The 20,468-nt window shown below is 66.8% G+C and carries 17 protein-coding genes and 1 riboswitch; of the genes, 13 read left to right on the top strand and 4 right to left on the bottom strand.

Going from position 1 to position 20,468, the window contains the following annotated elements; translation table 11 throughout:
- Positions 1-18 precede the first annotated feature (18 nt).
- From U5817_RS23965 to U5817_RS23955, 3 genes are all read right to left on the bottom strand, one after another.
- Complete coding sequence (locus U5817_RS23965) at positions 19-951, bottom strand: branched-chain amino acid ABC transporter permease (RefSeq protein ID WP_169127762.1); 933 nt, start codon at positions 949-951, stop codon at positions 19-21.
- A 274-nt stretch (positions 952-1,225) separates the two neighbouring features.
- Positions 1,226-2,341 (bottom strand): branched-chain amino acid ABC transporter substrate-binding protein, encoded by a 1,116-nt coding sequence (locus U5817_RS23960; RefSeq protein WP_169127764.1) that lies wholly within the window; start codon positions 2,339-2,341, stop codon positions 1,226-1,228.
- 514 nt (positions 2,342-2,855) lie between these two features.
- Positions 2,856-3,968, bottom strand: coding sequence for a branched-chain amino acid ABC transporter substrate-binding protein (locus tag U5817_RS23955; protein ID WP_169127766.1), 1,113 nt, complete (start codon positions 3,966-3,968; stop codon positions 2,856-2,858).
- Positions 3,969-4,130: 162 nt separating this feature from the next.
- Between U5817_RS23955 and U5817_RS23950 the strand changes: the two genes are divergently transcribed.
- The 3 genes from U5817_RS23950 to U5817_RS23940 all read left to right on the top strand — a co-directional run bounded on the left by U5817_RS23950 (position 4,131) and on the right by U5817_RS23940 (position 6,109).
- Positions 4,131-4,616, top strand: a complete 486-nt coding sequence (locus U5817_RS23950; protein ID WP_407279073.1) for a hypothetical protein — start codon at positions 4,131-4,133, stop codon at positions 4,614-4,616.
- Between the two features lie 4 nt (positions 4,617-4,620).
- Positions 4,621-5,199, top strand: a complete 579-nt coding sequence (bamE, locus tag U5817_RS23945) for an outer membrane protein assembly factor BamE (protein ID WP_407279072.1) — start codon at positions 4,621-4,623, stop codon at positions 5,197-5,199.
- A 73-nt stretch (positions 5,200-5,272) separates the two neighbouring features.
- The gene (locus tag U5817_RS23940) at positions 5,273-6,109 is read left to right on the top strand and encodes an alpha/beta fold hydrolase (RefSeq protein ID WP_407279071.1); all 837 of its coding nucleotides are present in this window, start codon (positions 5,273-5,275) and stop codon (positions 6,107-6,109) included.
- A gap of 21 nt (positions 6,110-6,130) precedes the next feature.
- Here the strand turns inward: U5817_RS23940 and U5817_RS23935 are convergent, their stop codons facing one another.
- Positions 6,131-6,499: a VOC family protein gene (locus U5817_RS23935; RefSeq protein WP_169127772.1), complete on the bottom strand. Its 369-nt coding sequence runs from the start codon at positions 6,497-6,499 to the stop codon at positions 6,131-6,133.
- Between the two features lie 393 nt (positions 6,500-6,892).
- Here U5817_RS23935 and U5817_RS23930 point away from each other — a divergent pair, with 393 nt between their 5' ends.
- The 10 genes from U5817_RS23930 (at position 6,893) to U5817_RS23885 (ending at position 20,466) form a co-directional block, all read left to right on the top strand.
- Positions 6,893-7,978 (top strand): c-type cytochrome, encoded by a 1,086-nt coding sequence (locus tag U5817_RS23930; protein WP_169127774.1) that lies wholly within the window; start codon positions 6,893-6,895, stop codon positions 7,976-7,978.
- Between the two features lie 302 nt (positions 7,979-8,280).
- A complete protein-coding gene (locus U5817_RS23925; RefSeq protein ID WP_169127776.1) occupies positions 8,281-8,760 on the top strand; it encodes a type IV pilin protein in 480 nt (159 codons plus the stop codon).
- The gene (locus U5817_RS23920; protein WP_407279070.1) at positions 8,754-9,266 is read left to right on the top strand and encodes a GspH/FimT family pseudopilin; all 513 of its coding nucleotides are present in this window, start codon (positions 8,754-8,756) and stop codon (positions 9,264-9,266) included. The genes U5817_RS23925 and U5817_RS23920 overlap by 7 nt, the downstream gene beginning before the upstream one ends.
- Positions 9,260-9,745 (top strand): prepilin-type N-terminal cleavage/methylation domain-containing protein, encoded by a 486-nt coding sequence (locus U5817_RS23915; protein ID WP_407279069.1) that lies wholly within the window; start codon positions 9,260-9,262, stop codon positions 9,743-9,745. The genes U5817_RS23920 and U5817_RS23915 overlap by 7 nt, the downstream gene beginning before the upstream one ends.
- A gap of 2 nt (positions 9,746-9,747) precedes the next feature.
- Entirely contained in the window at positions 9,748-11,001 is a 1,254-nt protein-coding gene (locus U5817_RS23910; protein WP_407279068.1) for a PilW family protein, read from the top strand.
- Positions 10,998-11,672 carry a hypothetical protein gene (locus U5817_RS23905; RefSeq protein WP_407279067.1) on the top strand — a complete coding sequence of 225 codons (675 nt, stop codon included), beginning with the start codon at positions 10,998-11,000 and terminating at the stop codon, positions 11,670-11,672. Before U5817_RS23910 ends, U5817_RS23905 begins: the two co-directional genes overlap by 4 nt.
- 30 nt (positions 11,673-11,702) lie before the next feature.
- Entirely contained in the window at positions 11,703-14,873 is a 3,171-nt protein-coding gene (locus U5817_RS23900) for a pilus assembly protein (RefSeq protein WP_407279066.1), read from the top strand.
- Positions 14,874-14,929: 56 nt separating this feature from the next.
- Positions 14,930-15,000, top strand: a riboswitch (S-adenosyl-L-homocysteine riboswitch).
- Between the two features lie 79 nt (positions 15,001-15,079).
- Positions 15,080-18,814 carry a methionine synthase gene (gene metH / locus U5817_RS23895; RefSeq protein WP_407279065.1) on the top strand — a complete coding sequence of 1,245 codons (3,735 nt, stop codon included), beginning with the start codon at positions 15,080-15,082 and terminating at the stop codon, positions 18,812-18,814.
- A 243-nt stretch (positions 18,815-19,057) separates the two neighbouring features.
- Positions 19,058-19,429 carry a hypothetical protein gene (locus U5817_RS23890; protein ID WP_407279064.1) on the top strand — a complete coding sequence of 124 codons (372 nt, stop codon included), beginning with the start codon at positions 19,058-19,060 and terminating at the stop codon, positions 19,427-19,429.
- A 113-nt stretch (positions 19,430-19,542) separates the two neighbouring features.
- Entirely contained in the window at positions 19,543-20,466 is a 924-nt protein-coding gene (locus U5817_RS23885) for a VTT domain-containing protein (RefSeq protein ID WP_169127798.1), read from the top strand.
- Positions 20,467-20,468: the final 2 nt, after the last annotated feature.

Here is a 20,468-nt window from a genome sequence, read left to right as displayed (position 1 = left end):
GTTCTTGTCACTCCCGCGTTATGCCCGGTCGGACACGCGTTCACCCAGCAGGCCGGTGGGCCGGAAGATGAGCACGAGGCCGAGGATGATGAAGGCGAAGATGTCCTGGTAGGACGAATTCAGGAAGCCGAAGGTGAGGTGCTCGATGTAGCCCGCGCCGAAGGATTCGACCAGGCCCAGCACGATGCCGCCCAGCATTGCGCCGCCGAGGTTGCCGATGCCGCCCAGCACGGCCGCCGTGAAGGCCTTCAGGCCCGGCATGAAGCCCATGCCGTAGTGCGCGATGCCGTAGTTGCTCGCGAACATCACGCCCGCGACGGCCGCGAGCGCGGCGCCGATGACGAAGGTGAGCGCGATGATCATGTTGGTGTCGACGCCCATCAGTGCGGCGACGCGGTGGTTCTCGGCGGTGGCGCGCATCGCGCGGCCGAGCTTGGTCTTGGTCACCAGCAGGACCAGGCCGGCCATCATCAGGGCCGAGACGATGACGATCGTGATCTGGATCGGGGTGATGAACACGCCCTCGATCGGCTGCACCGGCGTCGTCGAGATGAGCTGCGGGAAGGTGTGGTAGTTGCGCCCCCAGATGATCATCGCCAGCGTCTGCAGCAGGAAGGACACGCCGATCGCGGTGATCAGCGGCGCGAGCCGCGGCGCGTTGCGCAGCGGGCGGTAGGCGAGGCGCTCCATCGTGAAGGCGAGCAGCATGCACACCGGGATCGCGACCAGCAGCGACAGCGTCAGCATCGCGATCGGCGACATGCCGGGGGCCACGCCCATAAGGAACATCATGGTTTGCAGGGCGGTGAGCGCGCCGACCATCACCAGGTCACCGTGGGCGAAGTTGATCAGGCCCAGGATGCCGTACACCATCGTGTAGCCGAGGGCGACGAGCGCATACACGCTGCCGACGACGAGGCCGTTCACGATCTGTTGAAGAAAGATTTCCATGTTTACCCTCGGAAGGTCGGGTGCGGGCCGCACAGGGGTGAATGATGCGGGGTGGCCGTCGTGAGGCCGGTCCGCCGTTCGGACGCTGGTTTGGCGCGCGCCGTTCGCGCGCGCATGAGGTTCGGCGCGGGTGTGCCCGCCGGACCGCAGGAAAGCTCAAAATACATCGGGTTACATGTCGCGAGAGTCACAAAAAAGGGGGTGCGATCGTGCTGCGTGATCGCAACCCCCGCTTCGGGTCATCCAGACTGGCGGGCCGGAATGACCGTCGGAATTACATTGGTGCCCAGGTGCCGGCCTTGAACTGGTACATCGTGATGGCGCCGTCCTTGATGTCGCCCAGATCGTCGAAGGCCACCGTGCCGGTCACGCCGGAGAAGCTGCCCTTCTTCAGCTCGGGCAGGTACTTGGCCGGCTCGACCGAATTGGCCGTCTGCATCGCATTGATCATCGCCGTTGCCGCGTCATAGGCATAGGGCGAGTAGATCTGCACGTCGGCGTTGAAGCGCGCCTTGTAGCGGTTGCGGAACTCGGTGCCGCCCGGCATCTTCTCGATCGGCAGGCCGGCCATCGAGCAGTAGGCGTTGGCGCCGATCGCCTCGCCCGCGAGCTTGATCATCTCCGGGCTGCAGCCGCCGTCGCCGGTGACGAACTTCGCTTCCACGCCGAGCTGCTTGAGCTGGCGCAGCATCGGGCCACCCTGGGCGTCCATGCCGCCGAAGAAGATCACGTCGGGCTTGGCGCCGCGGATCTTGGTCAGGATCGCGTTGAAGTCGGTCGCCTTGTCGGTCGTGAATTCGCGCGCGACGATCTTGCCGCCGCCCGCCTTCACCGCCTTCTCGGTCTCGTCGGCGAGGCCCTGGCCGTAGGCCGTGCGGTCGTCGATGATCGCGACGGTCTTCGCGGCGAGGGGGCCGACGATGAACTTGCCGAGAACGCCGCCCTGCTGGACATCGTTGGCGATGGTGCGGAACACGCCCTTGTAGCCCTGGCGGGTGAGGGTGGGGTTGGTGGCCGAGGGCGAGATCATCGGCACGCCGGCCTGGTTGTAGATGCGCGAGGCCGGGATCGTGGTGCCGGAGTTCAGGTGGCCGACGACGCCTTTCACGCCGGCGTCGACGAGACGCTGTGCGACCGTGGTGCCGGTGCGCGGGTCGGCCTGGTCGTCTTCGCCCATCAGTTCGAACTTGACCTTCTTGCCGCCGATGGTGACGCCCTTGGCGTTGGCGTCCTCGACGGCGAGGCGTGCGCCGTTCTCGTTGTCCTTGCCGAGGTGGGAGATGGTGCCGGTCAGCGGGGCGACGCTGCCGAGCTTGACGACCATTTCCTGCGCCTGGGCGACGGACAGGCCGATGCCCATGATCGCGAGTGCGACGACGGTGTGCTTCATGTTTCTCCTCCAGCGAGATCGATTCGTGAGATTGAGGGCCTGAACGACACTTTTGGCCTTCGTGAGCGCCGAAGGGCCGCCAGGGTACTGCACGTGATACCGCCTTTCCGTTCGCCCCCGACTATCACCGATGCGGCGCAACGGTCCCGGGGGGCTGAAAAGTTCGCGTATTCTGCCCAAAAACGGACCGTGATGCGCAAATTGCAACAGTGCTGTGCAGGATCCGGGCTTCTGCAGCGCAGCAAGGACTCGCCGAGGCCGTGATTCGCCGATGACGAGAGCCTGCATTGCGGGCCCGGATCATTGTCTGGTGCGGGTTTCGAACGGATCGGCCTGTCTTTGCACGCATGATGCATTGCACAAGCCGTGCCAGATTGTGGAAAACCCTAATGCCGCCAGTCGGCTCCCGCCCGCCAGGCGCCCGCAGGCAAAAGAAAGGGGCGCCGTAGCGCCCCGATCCGGTTCATTCCCGCCGCGCGCCGCACGCTCGTGGTGCGGTGCGCGCTTCACGCGATCAGTTGAGGGCTTCCCACTTGCCGCCCTTGAACTGGTACAGCGTCACGCCGCCGTCGAGGATGTCGCCGTTCTTGTCGAAGGCGATCTTGCCGGTCACGCCGGGAACGCTGAGCTTCTGCAGTGCCGGCAGGTACTTGCCCGGTTCGACCGAGCCCGCGGCCTTCATCGCCTCGATCAGCGCCATCGCGGCGTCGTAGCTGTACGGGGCGTAGAGCTGCACGTCGCCCTTGTACACTTCCTTGAAGCGCTTGTTGAACGCGGCGCCGCCCGGCATCTTGTCCATCGGGATGCCGGCCTGCGTGCAATAGGCGTCGCCGCTCATCGCGTCGCCCGCGAGCTTGATCATCTCGCCGGTGCAGGCGCCGTCGCCTCCGAGGAACTTGGCGCCGAGGCCGAGCTGCTTCATCTGGCGCAGCATCGGGGCGGCCTGCGCGTCCATGCCGCCGAAGAACACGGCGTCGGGCTGCTTGCCCTTGATCTTGGTGAGGATGGCGGTGAAGTCAGTGGCCTTGTCGTTGGTGAACTCGCGGCCCACGACCTGTACGCCTTCCTTCTTCAGGCTCTCGGCGAAGGCATCGGCGAGGCCCTGGCCGTAGGCGGTGCGGTCGTCGATGATCGCGACCTTCTTCGCGCCCAGCTTGTTCGCGTACGTCGCCATCGCCGCGCCCTGCTGCAGGTCGTTGGCGATGACGCGGAAGGTGACCTTGTAGCCTTGCTGGGTGAGCTTCGGGTTGGTCGACGACGGCGTGATGACCGGCACGCCGGCCTGCTCGTAGATGCGCGAGGCGGGGATCGATGCGCCCGAGGTGACGTGGCCCACCACGCCCTTCACGCCCGCGTCGGTGAGGCGTTGCGCGACGGTCGTCGCGGTGCGCGGGTCGGCCTGGTCGTCCTCGCTGAGGAGCTCGAACTTGACCTTCTGGCCACCGATCGTGGTGCCCTTGGCGTTGGCGTCCTCGATGGCGAGGCGCACGCCGTTTTCGCCGTCCTTGCCGATGTGGGCGATCGGGCCGGTGAGCGGGCCGGCGTGACCGATCTTGACGACGGTCTGGGCATGGGCGGCCGACAGGCCGGCCGTGGCGAGTGCGAGGGCGATCAGGGTCTTCTTCATGAACCGTTCTCCGGAGCGTTGTATGCGGACAGGGGCCGGTTCGCGATTGTGCCGCGCCCCGGTATGGTGCGATTCTAGCCCACGGCCGAGGTACGCCGACATAATGTGATGCGTCGGCGATGCCAGCCGCCCGTGAGGACCCTGTCGAGGAGGATGCGTCCGATGAATCGCCTGTTCGCCCTGCTGTGCAGCCTGCTTGCGGCGCTGGGGCTTGCCGCCTGCGATCAGTTCAACCTGAAGGAGCTGGAGCCGGGGGTGTCGACGGCCGCCGACGTGCGCCAGCGCTTCGGCCCACCGCAGATGGAGTGGCACAACGACGATGGTTCGGTGACCTGGGAATACACGCGCCAGCCCATGGGCACGGAGTGCTTCATGATGACGATCGGCACCGACGACGTGCTGCGCAAGGTCGAGCAGGTGCTGAACGAAAACAACTTCGCGCGCATCCAAAGAGGCATGACCGGTGACGAGGTGCGGCGCATCCTCGGCGCGCCCGGCACGCGCGAGCGCTTCGATCTCGCGAAGGAAACGGTGTGGGGCTGGCGCGTCGGCAAGGAGGCTTCGGGCGATCCGGTGTACTTCCTGGTGCATTTCAACGACGACGCGCGTGTCGCGCGCACGAGCCGCTTCGTCGAACAGCGGGGGTGAGGTCGTGAGGCAGGTTGCAGCGCAGGTCAAATCCCGCCGCGTAGGACGGCGTATCGCGACGCTGCTCGCGGCGGCGGCGCTGGTCGCGGGCTGTGCGCAGACGGGGGGCTTCCGTCCCGTGGCGAGCGAGGCCGAGGCCATCGCCGTGCATGGCGAGCCCGCGCGGCGCTGGCACAACGAGGACGGCACGCGCACGCTGGAGTACCCCACGCAGCCCTTCGGCCATGTGACGCTGATGGTCACCGTCGACGCCGCCGGCTCGGTGCTGCGGCAGGAAAACGCGCTGTCCTTCGAGAACCTTGCCCGCATCGAGCGCGGCATGACGCGCGAACAGGTGTCGCGCCTGCTCGGCACCCACCGCTCCGTAGAGATCTTCCGCCTGAGCGGCGCAGAGGTGTGGGACTGGAACATCGAGAACGACGGCCCGGGCATCTACACCTACTTCAACGTGCACTTCATCGACGGCAAGGTCGTGCGCACCAGCCGCACCTACATCTTCCCGCACGACGGGCCGGAGATGGGCGGGCGCAGCGGCGTTTTCCCGTTCCCGGCATTTCCGCGCCACCTCGTGTCCGCGTCCTGACCGCGTCCTTGTACCCGGGCGGCGGCGGGTTCTGCCGGTATACTGTCGCAATACGTTGACAGAAGGTTGCGCGATGATCCGGTTCAGGGCCGACGACGGCGAACACATCCACGTGAAGATCGAGGGCGAGGGGCCGCCGCTGGTGCTGCTGCATGGCTGGACCGCGAGCCATCGCGACTGGAGCCCGTTCATCGAGGCCTTCGCCGCGCACCATCGCGTCTATCGCTGGGATGCGCGCGGGCACGGCGGCCATGCGCTGCATACGGACACCCCGGTGAGCGCCGCGCGCATGGCGCGCGACCTCGAGCAGATGCTTGAGCACTGGAACCTGCGCGACGCCGTCGTCATCGCTCATTCGATGGGCGCGCTGACGCTGTGGCAATACATCCGCGACTTCGGCTGCAGCCGCCTGCGCAAGATCGTGATCATCGACCAGTCGCCGCGCCTCGTCACCGACGAGCACTGGCGCTGGGGCATCTACACCGACTTCGATGCGGGGCGCAACGCCGCCTTCGTGCGTTCGCTGCAGGAGGACTTCGCCGAAGGCGTGCTGCGCCTGGTCGGGCAGAGTCTCAACGACCGTGCGCGGCGCAAGTATCTGGAGAACGGCGAAGGCATGGCGCTCGCGCGCCAGCGCCTGCGCGAGATGACGCCGCAGCCGCTGATCGACTGCTGGTCCAGCCTCGCCGCGGCCGACTACCGCGATGTGCTGGAGAAGATCGACGTCCCCGCGCTGCTGGTCTATGGCGGTGCGAGCAACTTCTACCACGCCCGCACCGCCCACTACGTGCGCGACAACATCCCCAACGCGCTGCTGCACATCTACGACGACGTCGACCACGCGCCGCACCTGTGGCAGCGCGAGCGCTTCGCGCGCGACGTGCTCGACTTCATCGACGCCGCGGACTGAGCGCGCGCAGCGGACGGGGCCCTACTTCGGCGAGCAGAACCACAGCTTGTTGCCCTCGCTGTCGAGGAAGGCACCGACGTAGTGGCTGCCGTCATAGAGCTCCAGCGCATCCGAGATCTTCACGTCGAGGCCGCGCAGGGCGGCTTCCAGCGCGGGCGCGTCCGCGCATTCCAGGGTGATGCGCGGGTTCGGCTCCGCGGTCGGGCTGCCGTACCAGTCGTCCTTCAGCATCAGCACCGTGCCGCCGAGTTCGAAGCCGACCTGCCGGCCGCCTTCGCTCGCCGGGGCGAGGCCCAGCGTCTCGCCGTAAAACCTGTTCGCGCGCGCGACATCGCGTACCGCGAGCGCGACGACCTTCACGCATTTCAAACCGAGTTGGGGGGTGTTCATGATGTCCTGCTGCCCAGGCGGAGGCTGCAGCTCATTCCGGATTCTGCGTCCGGTACCGGGGCTGGCCCCCAGTGACAAAGCCGCCGTGACGATCGCTCCCGGCGGGCCGCCGCTGCCCGCAGGTGCGGGCACCGATCATTCACGCTAGCACCCGTCCGTGAAAGTGCAAGGGCGGCGCTGTCGCCATGATTCTTGCATGACGTCCGCCGGATGGCGCGATCAGGCGGCGATGACCCTGTCAATAGAGTCATTCATCTAGTCCAGCACTCCATCGTCAGGATTTCCTGCCGTGATCGGGACGCGTAGCCTGCGTCGGTGCATAGGGCAGCACCCACGCCGCGGCCGATGCAGCGGGCCCCGGCTCCAGCGTTCGACAAACGGAGGAACACCGACATGTCACACCGCACCCTGCGCGTCCTCTTCGGGCTCGCACTTGGCGCCGCAGCCGCCGGCGCGCTCGCCGGCAGCGGCACCGATCCCGCCGACTACAACGCCTTCTACGCGCCCGCCTACCAGATCCCGGACCCCGGCCTGATGGGCGCGTCGGCCGCGCGCGGTAAGGACATCTTCCGCTCCACCTACCGCTACCTCGGCGCCGAAAGCGGTAACGTCGCCGCCAACGGCAAGCCCTATGTCGGCAACAAGCTCGCCTGCGGCAACTGCCACATGGACGAAGGCACGCGCCCCTACGCGGTGCCGCTCGTCGTCGCCGCCATCGAATATGCTGATCCGAAGTTCAGCGCGCGCGAGAACGTCGCACGCGACCTGCCGATCCGCATCAACGGCTGCTTCGAGCGCTCGCTCGCGGGCGAGATGATCCCCACCGACAGCCAGTGGATGAAGGATCTGATTGCCTACGTCGAATTCCTGTCCACCGGCCTGCAGCCCGGCTACACCTGGCAGCAGGTGCCCGGCCAGGAGACCCGCAAGCCGGCCGCCCTGACGCGTGCCGCCAGTCCCACGCGCGGCGCCAACATCTACAACGACCGCTGCCGCAGCTGTCACCAGGAGGACGGTTCGGGCGTGTGGCGCGACGACGAGCAGCGCTTCCGTTATCCCGCGCTGTGGGGGGCGAACAGCCACGGGCTGATGGCCGGCATGGGGCGGCTGCAGACCGCGGCGGCCTTCGTGTACAGCAACATGCCGCACGACAAGGTGAATGCGCTGGACCCGAACACCCTGATGGCCGCCGAGGACGCCTGGGACGTCACCGCCTACCTGCTGTCGAAGCCGCGACCCTTCAATCCGCGCCACATCACCGAGGACTGGGTCGGCGTGGGCCCCGACGGGGTGCCGAACGCGCTCAAGCGCGCGGTCGATGCGAGCTACGACTTCACCATGCCGCGCAAGGATGCGGCCGGTGCGTGGTCGATCGACCCCGCCAATCCGCCCGCCTTCCCGCGCAGCCAGCACATCTACGGCCCGTTCCAGCCGATCACGGACGCCCTCAACCAGGCGCGCCAGTCGCTCGGATACTGATCCGCCATCTTTTCGGCGGTGTGTCGAAGAGGTCCGGAGTTCCGGGCCTCTTTGCATTTTGGCCGCACCGGGTAGATCCTCTCGTGACGGGCGGGGAAGGGTGCATTTCCTACCCGGATTGCGTATCCTGTGACCCTCCCGGCAGCGCTTTTCCCCGATCTTCCATATTGTTACAATTCATTTCGATGGTTTGCCGCCCTCCGGTATCATGGGCCAAGAATCTGTCCGGGCATGCGCGGGGAATTTCACCCGGGTCCGTGCCGCCCGGTTAATCCTCGGCTATCCCGGCTGGACATCCGCGTATGACTTACGATCCATTCCGCGCCCGCGTGGGCCATCGCGAGAACTCCCGGCGGGCAGGGGCAGGCTTCACGCTGATCGAGCTCCTGATTGCCGTTGCCATCGTCGCCATTCTCGCTGCGATCGCCATCCCGTCCTACACCGGATACGTCCAGCGCAGCCGCATCTCCGAGGCGACGAACGAGCTGGCCACGCTGCGCATGCGCCTCGAGCAGTACTACCAGGACAACCGCAACTACGGTTCCACGGGGTCGGCCTGCGGCGTCGCGGCGCCGTCCGCGGACGCCTTCACCATCACCTGCAACGACGGCGGCGGCAGCAACCAGACCTTCCTTGCGACGGCCACAGGCAAGGCTTCGCGCAACATGGCCGGTTTCACCTTCACGATCAACCACGACAACGTGCGGCAGACAACCGCCTTCCCTGGTGCGAGCTCACTCCCGCGCGACTGCTGGCTCCTCCGCGCGGGGGATTCGTGCTGAATTTTCGGCGCTGCGGCGGGCGGCAGAAGGGTTTCACGCTCGTCGAGGCCCTCGTGGCCGTCGGCGTTCTGGCGATATTGGCGTCCCTTGCGGCGCCGAGCTTCCAGTCGACCCTGGTCAACTTTCGCGTCCGGGTCGCCGCCGAAGGGCTCGTCTCCGGGCTGCAACTGGCGCGTGCCGAAGCCTTGCGGCGCAACCAGGCGGTGCGCTTCACGCTGACCGACGGCCGCGGCAACTGGTCGGTCGCGACAGTGAGCCCGGTGAGCACGATCCAGGAAGCGAAGGGGACGTCCGCGGCCGGGGTGGCGGTCGCCGCGAACGCTTCGCAGACCAACGTCGTCTTTCTGCCCTCGGGTCTCGTCGATACCGCCGCGCCCCGCATCGAGGATATCGATCTCACGACGCGCGTGCCGGGCGTGAGAAACCTGCGCGTCCAGGTGCATGGCGGCGGTCTGGTGCAGCTGTGCGATCCCGCCGCAACGGGGAGCGATTCGAGAAAATGCTGACAGGTGCGACTCGGGTGGGCACGAGCGGCGAGCGCGGTTTCAGCCTGATCGAAGGGCTGGTCGCCCTGCTCGTTTTCTCGGTGGGGGCGCTCGGCCTGATCGAGATGCAGGCGCGTGCCGTCCAGTTGAGCACCGAGGCGCACGACCGCGCCAACGCCTCCCTGCTCGTGAATCGCCTGTTTGCCGAGGTCGCGCTGAAGGACACCGCGGACACCCCGGACCCGTCGGAAAAGTACCTGCTGACGCGCACCGCTTGCACGGACGGCATCTCGACCACGCATCCGGCCTACCCATGGACGCGGCAGGTGTGCGCGGAATTCGACGACGCGAACATCATCATCGAGCGTCCCGCCGGGGTGTCGGCCTACTCGCTGATGGTGACGCTGGAGTGGGCGGGGCGCTACAGGAACAAGGATGGCAGCGTCGTCACGCGCGACCCGCGTCGCCATCAGGTCACCAACCGCTTCCACTGGCAGTGATCATGCAGCGTACTCCGCGTCCGGGTCGGTCCGCATCACCCCGCAGCAGCCGTGGCATCTCGCTGGTCGAGCTGATGATCGGCCTCGTCGTCGGGCTGATCATCACGCTTGCGATCACCTCGTCGGTGGCGACCATCGGCAAGCAGTTCCGCATCACCGGCGCCGGGCACTCCGCGGCGGAGGGGGCGCAGGTCGCCGTGGCCCTGATCGATCGCGACCTGCGCGGTGCCGGGGCGGCACTTTTCAACGGCTCGTTCGCGAATTTGTGCCCCGGCTACAACATGTACGACAAAGGCGTCGTGACGGCGAACAACAGCAATCTGTACAGCCTTCACTATCCGGTCCGGATCGAGTCGGGCGCATCGGCAACGGTGTCGGACATGGTCGAGATCATGGTCGGGGCGCCGGATTTTTACTCCGGGGAGATCCTCCCGATCGTGAAGGAGATGCCCAGCTCCTCCGACATCATGAAGATCAGCGACACCAATCTCGCGTCCGAGGACCAGATTCACGTCGGCGACACGGTGCTGGTGGTCCAAGCTCCGCCGAACGAAGCGAAAGCTCCGTGCACGCGCTTCAAGGTCACCAAGATCTCCGGGCAGACGCAAAGCGATCAATGCACGAGTTTCAAGACGGGCTGCAACGTGCATTTCGGCAGTACTTCGGGCGACGTCGTTAACGATTTCAATCCGACAAATCCGAACACGACCTACACCCGGCCGGTGTCCTACGGCGTGGGTTCGCTGGTCTTCAAGATGCCGCCGGGCTGGGTGAGGCCCGTGTTCGAGTACGTCCAGTATGCCGTCGCGTGCGGCGCACTGCTGCGCTATGACCCGATGAAGGTCGATCCGGTCGCGTTGCGCACGACGTGTCCGGCCACCTACAAGAATTTCGCGATGGCCGCGGACATCGTGATGCTGAAGGCCCAGTACGGCATCTCGACCGAAGGCAGCGACCAGATCGCGGTGTGGGAGAATGCGCCCACCGCGGCCCAGTACAGCGGTTTCAATGCGACGCAGCTCGACGAGTACCTGAAGAAGCTGCAGCGCGTGAAGGCCGTGCGGCTGGCGATGGTCGCGCGCAGTCGCGAGCCGGATACCGGAACGGTCACCGCGCAGGCGCCCATCGTATTCGACGGTGCAGTCACCCTGAACCTCTCCGGCACCCCCGTGCCGGCCGGCAAGACCTGGCAGCACTACCGCTACCGGGTGCATGAGACGGTCGTTCCGCTGAGGAATCCGCTATGGAACCGATGAGCGAACGTCCCCATTCCGCATGCCTGCGCAACGGCCGCTCCGAGGCCGGCGTTGTCCTCCTGGTCGTGCTGATCGTCCTCGTGCTGATGAGTCTCGCCGCCGCGTCGGTGATCCGCTCGACCGATACCGGCACTTTGGTCGCCGGCAACCTCGCGTTCCGCCAGGCGACGATGTACGCGGGTGATATCGCGATCAACCGCGCGGTCGAGGAGCTGCAGTCGGGCGCCTACACCGCGCGCACGTACTATCGCAGCGTCTTCTACTTCAAGGATGCCGCGGGGAAGCCGAACTTCAAGGACGCCGGCCGGATCGCCTCCGACGCGATCTGGGAATCGACGGCCGTCCCCTGCATCGACGAGAACGGCCGTGCGACGAATTGTGCGATTGATACGGGCAATTACCGCATCCAGTACGTCATCGAGCGCCAGTGCAAATCCGATCCGGTGCTGACCGACGGCGAGGACATCCGCAGCAAGTGCACGGTCGATCCCGAAACGGTCGCGCAGGCTGCGGCCGACGCCTTCGCGAAAAAGAGCGGCAGCACCGTTCCGCCCATCGAAGCCAGCACGCTCGACGTCTATTACCGAGTCATCATCCGCGCCCGCGGCCCACGCGGCGGCGTGAATTTCTACGAAGCGATGCTCGCCGCCAAGGCCCAGCCCGGCACGTGAGCGCAAAACCTCGCCCCCTGGAGTAGAGTCATGCACAAGCCGATCCGACGAATCGCCACGCTGTCGGCGCATTGCCTTGCGCTGCTGGTCGCCTGCATCGCCCCGTCGCCGGCGGCGCAGACAGACCTCGCCGATTACCCGATGATGGTCGGCAACAACGCGCCGCCGAACTACCTGTTCATGCTCGACAATTCGAGTTCGATGAACAACATCGTGCCGGAGTCGCCGTATTCGGAGGACGCCAGGTATTCCTGTCCCAAGAGCAACCAGATATCCGCGGCGACGCCGATCTATCTTCGGGTGGTGAGCGGAGCCCCGCGCGTTTCGTTTGGAAATTCTGGCGCCAATCTGGCTTGCACGCACACCGCTCCTTGCGCCTTCGGCAATCAGGACAAGCAGGTCTGCTTTGTCGAGGATCAGCACTATTCCAACGTGCGGTTGCTGGTGGACGCCAACGGGATGAATTACGAGCCCGGCCGCTATTCCGGGCGTTATCTCAACTGGTATTTCCGCGACGGCACAGGCGGCTGGGGGGATTACAAGCCTGGTACCCGTACCCGGCTTGCGGTCGCGAAGGAGGCGCTCAAGGAGGCGGTAGAGGCGATTCCCGCATCCTCGACCGGTGGCAGTGTCAGGACGGGTCTTGCCACGTTCAACGGCGGCAACGGGGGGCGGCTCGTCCGGCCGGTCGAGGCGCTGGACCTCACCCTGTTCAAGGCAAGCGTGGATGGCATCAGCGCGGCGTCCGGTACCGAGGCCGGTCCCTTGTCCGAGACCCTCGCCGACATCGGCCAGTATTTCAGCCTGGGCTATACCGGCGCGCTGACCCTGCGCTCCGGCGCCAGTGTCAGCGTTGGTGAGTTCTTCCGCCAGGAAGGCGAGGTTCCGCACGGTCTCCTCGACCGCCGCGGGGCGGCGCCGGTGCAGTCCGGCTACTGGTGCCAGCGGAGCCACGCGTTCCTGATGACCGACGGCCTCTCGTCCGAAGACCGGGCGCTCGGAAACAACCCGATCAACACCTATCTGTGCGATTACGATGGGGACAGCGACGGGGACGCCAAGTGTGCTACGAGCAACTACGACACAAAATCCAAGGACGCAACACATCTTTATGGAACGAATGGTAGTGATTACCTGGATGACGTCGCGCAGGCGCTCTTCGAGACCGACCTGCGTCCCGACATTGCGCATCCACGGGGCGAGAAGAAATCCAACAACGTCCTGACCCACACGATCGCATTCGGCGACGCCTTCACCGATCCATTGAAGGATCCGCGCAAGGACCCGCTGCTGGTCGAAGCGGCCACACAGGGGGGAGGCTTCACGGCCAAGGCGGGGAGCCAGTCCGATCTGACGGCGGCCTTCACCGCCGCCGTCAATACGGCCGCGGCCCAGGACAGCGCCGCCGCGGCGGTCGCCGTGACCAGCCAGCGCATCGCCGCGAACACGATCGGCTACGAGTCGGTGTATCAGTCCGGGTACTGGACCGGCGACCTCGTCGCGCACTCGTTGGACCTGTCCACGGGCTTGCCGATCGGCAAACCCCTGTGGTCCGCGCAGAAGAAGCTCGACGCGCTCGCGAGCCCGGCGACCAGCCGCAAAATCGTGTCGCTGAAAGGTTCGGGCGGTGAGGCGTTTACGGCGGACAACTTCGCCGATCCAGCGATCGGACTGACTGCCGGAGTGATCAACTTCCTCCGTGGTGACGACAGCAATGAAGGCGCCGGCATCGATCGCTTCCGGATCCGCCAGCACCTGCTCGGGGACATCATCAACGCCGAGCCGGTGTACGGCAGCTTCGCGAGCGGTCCGGTGGTCTTCCAGGCCGCCAACGACGGCATGCTGCACGCGTTCGGGGGTGGCGACGACCTCAACAACGACGGCGGCGACGAGCTGTGGGCCTACGTGCCGAAGATGCTGCACGGGTCCCTGGCGCGCCTCGCCGAGCGGAACTACGCGCACCGCTATTTCGTCGACGCGACGCCTGCCCTCACGCAAGTGAACAGCACGGGCTTCACGGGAATGATCCTCGTCGGCGGGCTCGGGAAGGGCGGAAAAGGCTACTACGCGCTGGATGTCACCGACCCCCGCCCGGCCACGCAGGACGTGGCGGCGGCGATGGTGAAGTGGGAGACGGTCCCCTCCGCCACCGGCAGCGGGTTCAGCTTCGGCACGCCGCTGATCGTGCGCACGCCCAACGACGGCTGGCTGGTGCTCGTCACTTCCGGCTACAACAACGCCGACGGAAAGGGCTACGTCTGGGCGCTCGATCCTGCCGACGGGCGCGTGGTCAGGACGATTGCCGCCGGCGCCGGATCGAGCACCGCGCCCGCCGGGCTCACCCATCTCTCGCGCCTCAGCATCGCCGCAGCGGACGATGTTGCCTACTATGTGTATGGCGGCGACCTGCTGGGCAACGTCTGGCGCTTCGACCTCTCCACCTGGACGGCGGTGAAGATCGCCGAGCTCAGGGACGGAAGCGGCGCACCGCAACCCGTCACGAGCGCACCCGCGGTCGGGCAGGTCGCGGGCGATGCGAACAAGTTCTTCGTGTATGTCGGCACGGGACAGTATCTCGGCGAGACGGACGTTCCCGGGACGGGGCAGAACGCCCACGCCACGCAGATTCAGTCGATGTACGGCATCATCGACGACGTTGGCGTGTCGGCTCCGACGCTGCCCAACATCCGCGGCAGCAATGGCAACCGTTGCGACAACGGTGGTGATGGCGCCTTCGTGTGCCAGGGCACGGCCAGCCTGACCGCGACGACCGTGACCCTCACGACCAATCCGCTGCAGGCGGGCGTGCACCGCGGGTGGTACTGGGATATTCCGATGCAGTACGGGCGGGTGAATACGAATCCGGCGCTGGATCCGTCCGGCGTCCTGGTGTTCACCGTGAACGTTCCGGTGCGCGAGATCTGCGGCAAAGGGGGCTCGAGCTGGCTCATGATGATCGACGCCGGCATGGGAGGCGCGATCGCCAAGAGCTCGACCTCGAGCGAGGTCTACACCAGCGGGCAATTCATCGGCGACGTCCTCTCCAGCCGCCCGGTGATCGTGGTGACGTCGAAAGGCAAATTCGTGCTGACGCGCACCACCGGCGCGACGACCAAGTCCAATCTGCTGCCCAATCGGCCGGGAGGCGGAGGGGGGGCCTCCAAGGGCGCGCGCGTGATCTACTGGCGCCCGCTGATGTGATCTCCTGGTTTTCCCGCCGGCTTGGCATCGGCGGGAAAATTCCATAGAATCACCCGCTTGCCGAGGAGCGCTGCGACCCGATCTTGACGGGCCAGGCTCGGCAACCGATCAACGGCGCTCGCAAACCATCACCGGGGTTTGCCGCGCCGTTTGCTTTTGCGCTTCTGCGGCTTCCGCCCGGTGCCTGAATCGACCGAGGTAGAACCATGCAAGCCGACCGCAGCCAAGAACTCCGCGACCTTCTCGCCCGCCGTATCCTGATCCTCGACGGCGCGATGGGGACCATGATCCAGCAGCACAAGCTGGGCGAGTCGGACTACCGCGGCGAGCGCTTCCGTGCGCACCCGAAGGACCTCAAGGGCAACAACGACCTGCTGGTGCTCACTCGCCCCGAGGTCGTCGCCGGCATCCACCGCGCCTATCTCGACGCCGGCGCGGACATCATCGAGACCAACACCTTCAACGGCACGCGCGTGTCGCAGGCCGAGTATGGGCTGGCGGACGTCGCGTTCGAGATCAACGTCGCGGGTGCGCGCCTCGTGCGCGAGCTGTGCGACGAGTACACCGCCAAGGATCCGGCCAAGCCGCGCTATTGCGCCGGCGTGCTCGGGCCGACCTCGCGCACGCTGTCGATCTCGCCGGACGTGAACGATCCGGGCTTCCGCAACATCAGCTTCGATGCGCTGGTCGATGACTACTACGACTCCGCGCGCGGCCTCCTCGAAGGCGGCGCCGACCTGCTGCTGATCGAGACGATCTTCGACACGCTGAACGCCAAGGCCGCGGTGTTCGCGGTCGAGAAGCTGTTCGACGAGCTCGATCGCCGCGTGCCGGTGATGATCTCCGGCACGATCACAGACGCCTCCGGCCGCACGCTCTCCGGCCAGACCGCCGAAGCCTTCTGGAACTCGCTCGCGCACGCGCGGCCGATCTCCTTCGGCCTGAACTGCGCGCTGGGCGCGAAGGAGTTGCGCCAGTACGTCGAGGAGCTGTCGCAGGTCTGCGATACCCATGTCTCCGCGCACCCCAACGCCGGCCTGCCGAACCCGCTGTCGCCGACCGGCTACGACGAGACGCCGGAAGCGCTCGCGACGGCGATCCGCGAGTGGGCCGAAGCCGGCCTCGTGAACATCGTCGGCGGCTGCTGCGGCACGACGCCCGCGCACATTGCCGCGATCGCACAGGCCGTCGCCGATGTCGCGCCGCGCCAAGTGCCGGAGATCGAGAAGAAGCTGCGCCTGTCGGGCCTCGAGCCCTTCAACGTCGGCGCCGACAGCCTGTTCGTCAATGTGGGCGAGCGCACCAACGTCACCGGCTCCAAGGCCTTCGCGCGCATGATCCTCGAAGGCCGTTTCGACGACGCGCTGGCGGTCGCGCGCCAGCAGGTCGAGAACGGCGCCCAGGTCATCGACATCAACATGGACGAGGCGATGCTCGACTCGCTCGCGGCGATGGAGCGCTTCCTCAAGCTCATCGCGTCCGAGCCGGACATCTCGCGCGTGCCGATCATGCTCGACTCGTCGAAGTGGAGCGTGATGGAGGCGGGCCTCAAGTGCATCCAGGGCAAGGGCGTCGTCAATTCGATCTCGATGAAGGAAGGCGAGGCCGAGTTCCTGCGCCAGGCGCGCCTGTGCCGCCGCTACGGCGCCGCGGTGATCGTGATGGCCTTCGACGAGAAGGGCCAGGCCGACACCTATGCGCGCAAGACCGAGATCTGCAAGCGCGCCTACGAGCTGCTGGTCGGGATCGGCTTCCCGCCCGAGGACATCATCTTCGATCCGAACATCTTCGCGATCGCGACCGGCATCGAGGAGCACGACAACTACGCGGTCGACTTCATCAATGCCGTGGCGTGGATCAAGCAGAACCTGCCCTACGCGAAGACCTCGGGCGGCGTGTCGAACGTTTCCTTCAGCTTCCGCGGCAACGACCCGGTGCGCGAGGCGATCCACACGGTCTTCCTGTATCACGCGATCAAGGCCGGCATGGCGATGGGCATCGTCAACGCCGGCATGCTCGGCGTCTATGACGACCTGGAGCCCGTGCTGCGCGACAAGGTCGAGGACGTGGTGCTGAACCGCCATCCGGGTGCGGGCGAAGCCCTCGTCGAGTTCGCGCAGTCGGTGAAGGAAGGCAAGGCCAAGAACACCGGGCCGGACCTCGCGTGGCGCGAGTGGTCGGTCGAGGAGCGTCTGTCGCATGCGCTGGTGAAGGGCATCACGGAGTTCGTCGTCGCCGACACCGAGGAGGTGCGCGCGAAGCTCGAAGCCGAAGGACGCCCGCCGCTCGCCGTGATCGAAGGCCCGCTGATGGCCGGCATGAACGTCGTCGGCGACCTCTTCGGCGCGGGCAAGATGTTCCTGCCGCAGGTCGTGAAGTCGGCGCGCGTTATGAAGCAGGCCGTCGCGCACCTGATCCCCTTCATCGAGGCGGAAAAACTCAGGACCGGCGCGACCTCGAAGGGCCGCATCGTCGTCGCGACGGTGAAGGGCGACGTGCACGACATCGGCAAGAACATCGTCGGCGTCGTGCTGGGCTGCAACGGCTACGAGGTGATCGACCTCGGCGTGATGGTGCCGGCCGAGAAGATCCTGAACGCTGCGCGCGAGCATGGCGCGCAGGCGATCGGCCTGTCGGGTCTGATCACGCCCTCGCTGGAGGAGATGAGCCACGTCGCGGCCGAGATGCAGCGCCAGGGCTTTGACGTGCCGCTCTTGATCGGCGGCGCGACAACGAGCCGCGCGCACACCGCGATCAAGATCGCGCCGCACTACGGTCAGCCGGTCGTCTACGTGCCGGACGCCTCGCGTGCGGTTGGCGTCGTCACGGCGCTGCTGTCCGAAGGCGGCGCGGCCGATTTCAAGGCGCAGCTCGCCGCCGACTACGACAAGATCCGCGCGCAGCACGCGAACAAGAAGGGCGTGCAGCTCGTGAGCCTGGAGGCCGCGCGCGCCAATGCGTTCCGCACCGACTGGGCCGCGGAGGCGGTTGCCGCGTGCAGCAACAGCCACCAGGCGGGCTACCAGCCCTACGTGCCGCCGAAGCCGAACATGCTGGGCGTGCAGGCGCTCACCGTGCCGCTCGCCGAACTCGTCAACTTCATCGACTGGGGTCCCTTCTTCCAGACCTGGGATCTGGCCGGCAGCTTCCCGAAGATCCTCGACGACGAGGTCGTCGGCGAGACCGCTCGCAACGTCTATCACGACGGCCAGGCGATGCTCGGGAAGATCGTCGCCGAGCAGTGGCTGGAGGCACGCGCGGTGTTCGGTCTCTTCCCGGCCAACAGCGTCGGCGACGACATCGCGTTCTACTGCGACGAGACCCGCTCGGCCGCGCTCGGCATGTGGCACGGCCTGCGCCAGCAGCACGAACGCCCGTCCGACAGGCCGCATTACTGCCTGTCGGACTTCGTCGCGCCCAGGGATTCGGGGGTCGCCGATTACGCCGGCGCCTTCGCCGTGACGGCCGGTATCGGCATCGAGAAGAAGCTCGCCGAGTTCGAGGCCGCGCACGACGACTACCACGCGATCATGCTGAAATCGCTTGCCGACCGCCTCGCGGAAGCCTGCGCGGAGTGGCTGCATGCGCGCGTGAGGAAGGAGTTCTGGGGCTACGCGGCCGACGAGACGCTCGACAACGACGCGCTGGTCCGCGAGGAGTACCGCGGCATCCGCCCGGCGCCGGGCTACCCGGCCTGTCCGGACCATACCGCCAAGGGCGGGCTTTTCGCGCTGCTCGACGCCACGAAGAACACGGGAATGACGCTGACCGAGTCCTACGCGATGAACCCGGCCGCCTCGGTCAGCGGCTTCTACCTCGCCCACCCGCAGGCGCAGTACTTCGCGATCCCCAAGATCGGCCGCGACCAGCTCGAGGATTGGGCGCAGCGCACCGGCATGAGCGTGGACGAGGCGGCGCGCTGGCTCGCCCCGCTTCTCTGACGTCCTGCGCAGACTGTAGCGCGGCCCCCTCGTGGGAGTGGCATGTGGGAGCGGCTTCAGCCGCGAAGCAGCAGTGTTGCGGAGTGATCCGCCCATTTGCGGCTGAAGCCGCTCCCACAAGAGGCTCCCGTCGAGGGGTTACGCCTGCTTACCCCGCATGCCATGGTTTCGGGCTAAGCTCGCAAGCAAGGGAACCTGTGCGCTGCGCCGGCTCCCGGGCAATTGCGAAGGAGAGACCCGATCATGCAAACACGCATGCGAAACCGCCGGTCTCGCGGACCGGCTTCCATTACCCGCTTCCTCGTCGGCCTGGCCCTCGCGCTGGGCATGACGGCATCGCTGTCCGCCGCGGCCGCAGAGGGTTCGACCACCGCCGAGGACGTCGGCCATGGTGTCGGTTCGACGATGCATGACATCGGCACCGGCGCGCGCGACGCCGGCAAGGAAGTGGGCCAGGCGGCCGGGAAGGCCGGCAAGGCGATCGGGCACACCGCGCGGGATGCCGCCGTGGTGACGTGGGACGCGATGAAGCGCACCGGCATCACGATCGGCCACACCGTGCGCGACGGCAGCAAGGCCTTCGTGCGCGGGATCAAGGGCGAACCGGAGCGCTGAACTCGTCCGGATGCGCGGGGATTCGTCGCGCCTGAGGTACGGAACCACGATTTTCGAGCGAGAATCGTGGTTCTTTTCTTTTCGGGCTCCCCGGCGCGGCTGGGAGGGGCGAGATGGATCTCAGCCAGATCACCGAAGCAATCCAGCGCGACGCAGTGTGGGTCGTCTTCGTCAATGTGCTGTTGCAACAGCTCGGTCTGCCGGTGCCGGCCGTGCCGACGCTGCTGGTCGCGGGCAGCCTCGCGGCAAGTTCCGGCCAGGCGGGCGCGATGCTCGCCGCAGCGGTGCTCGCCTCGGTGTTCGCCGACTGGGTGTGGTATCTCGCCGGGCGCATCTTCGGTTATCGCGTGCTGTCCGGCCTGTGCCGGCTGTCGCTCAATCCCGGTTCCTGCGTGACGCAGACCGAGGCCCGCTTCATGCGCTGGGGTGTGTGGTCGCTGGTCGTCGCGAAGTTCGTGCCGGGTTTTTCGACCGTCGCGCCGCCCATCGCGGGGTCGCTGCGCATGCCCTTGTCCGGCTTCCTCGCGGCCGCCGCCGCGGGGGCGGCGCTGTGGGCGGGAGGCGCCATTCTCGCCGGATGGTGGCTGCGCGACGAGTTGCAGAGTGCGCTCGCGGCGATGAGCCGCCACGGCACGACGATGATCGTCGGACTGGTGTTTGCGCTGGGGGGGTGGATCGCGTGGAAGCTGTGGCAACGCTACCGCTTCGAGAGGCTCGCGGCGATCCCGCATATCACGCCGTCCGAACTGATCGAGGCGCTGGCGTCCGACGAGCCGCCGCTGTTCCTCGACCTGCGCGGCGCCGCGCTGATCGCGGCGAGGGGGGCGATCGACGGCGCGCGCACGGCCGAAATCGACAACCTCCTGCGCGCGGTGGGCGATTGGCCGCTCCAGCGGCCCATCGTGACGATGTGCGCCTGCCCCGGCGACGCGACGGCGGTGCGGGCCGCGCACGTGTTGAGCGATCTCGGCTACGTCGCGGCGCGGCCCCTCAAGGGCGGCTACGAGGCCTGGCAGGCGGCAAACCGCCCGGCCTGAGC

Source organism: Aromatoleum evansii (assembly GCF_045689615.1).
In the GTDB taxonomy this organism is placed as follows: domain Bacteria; phylum Pseudomonadota; class Gammaproteobacteria; order Burkholderiales; family Rhodocyclaceae; genus Aromatoleum; species Aromatoleum evansii.
The sequence above is the reverse complement of the archived record's forward strand: the minus strand, read 5'-3'. Positions and strand labels throughout refer to the sequence as shown.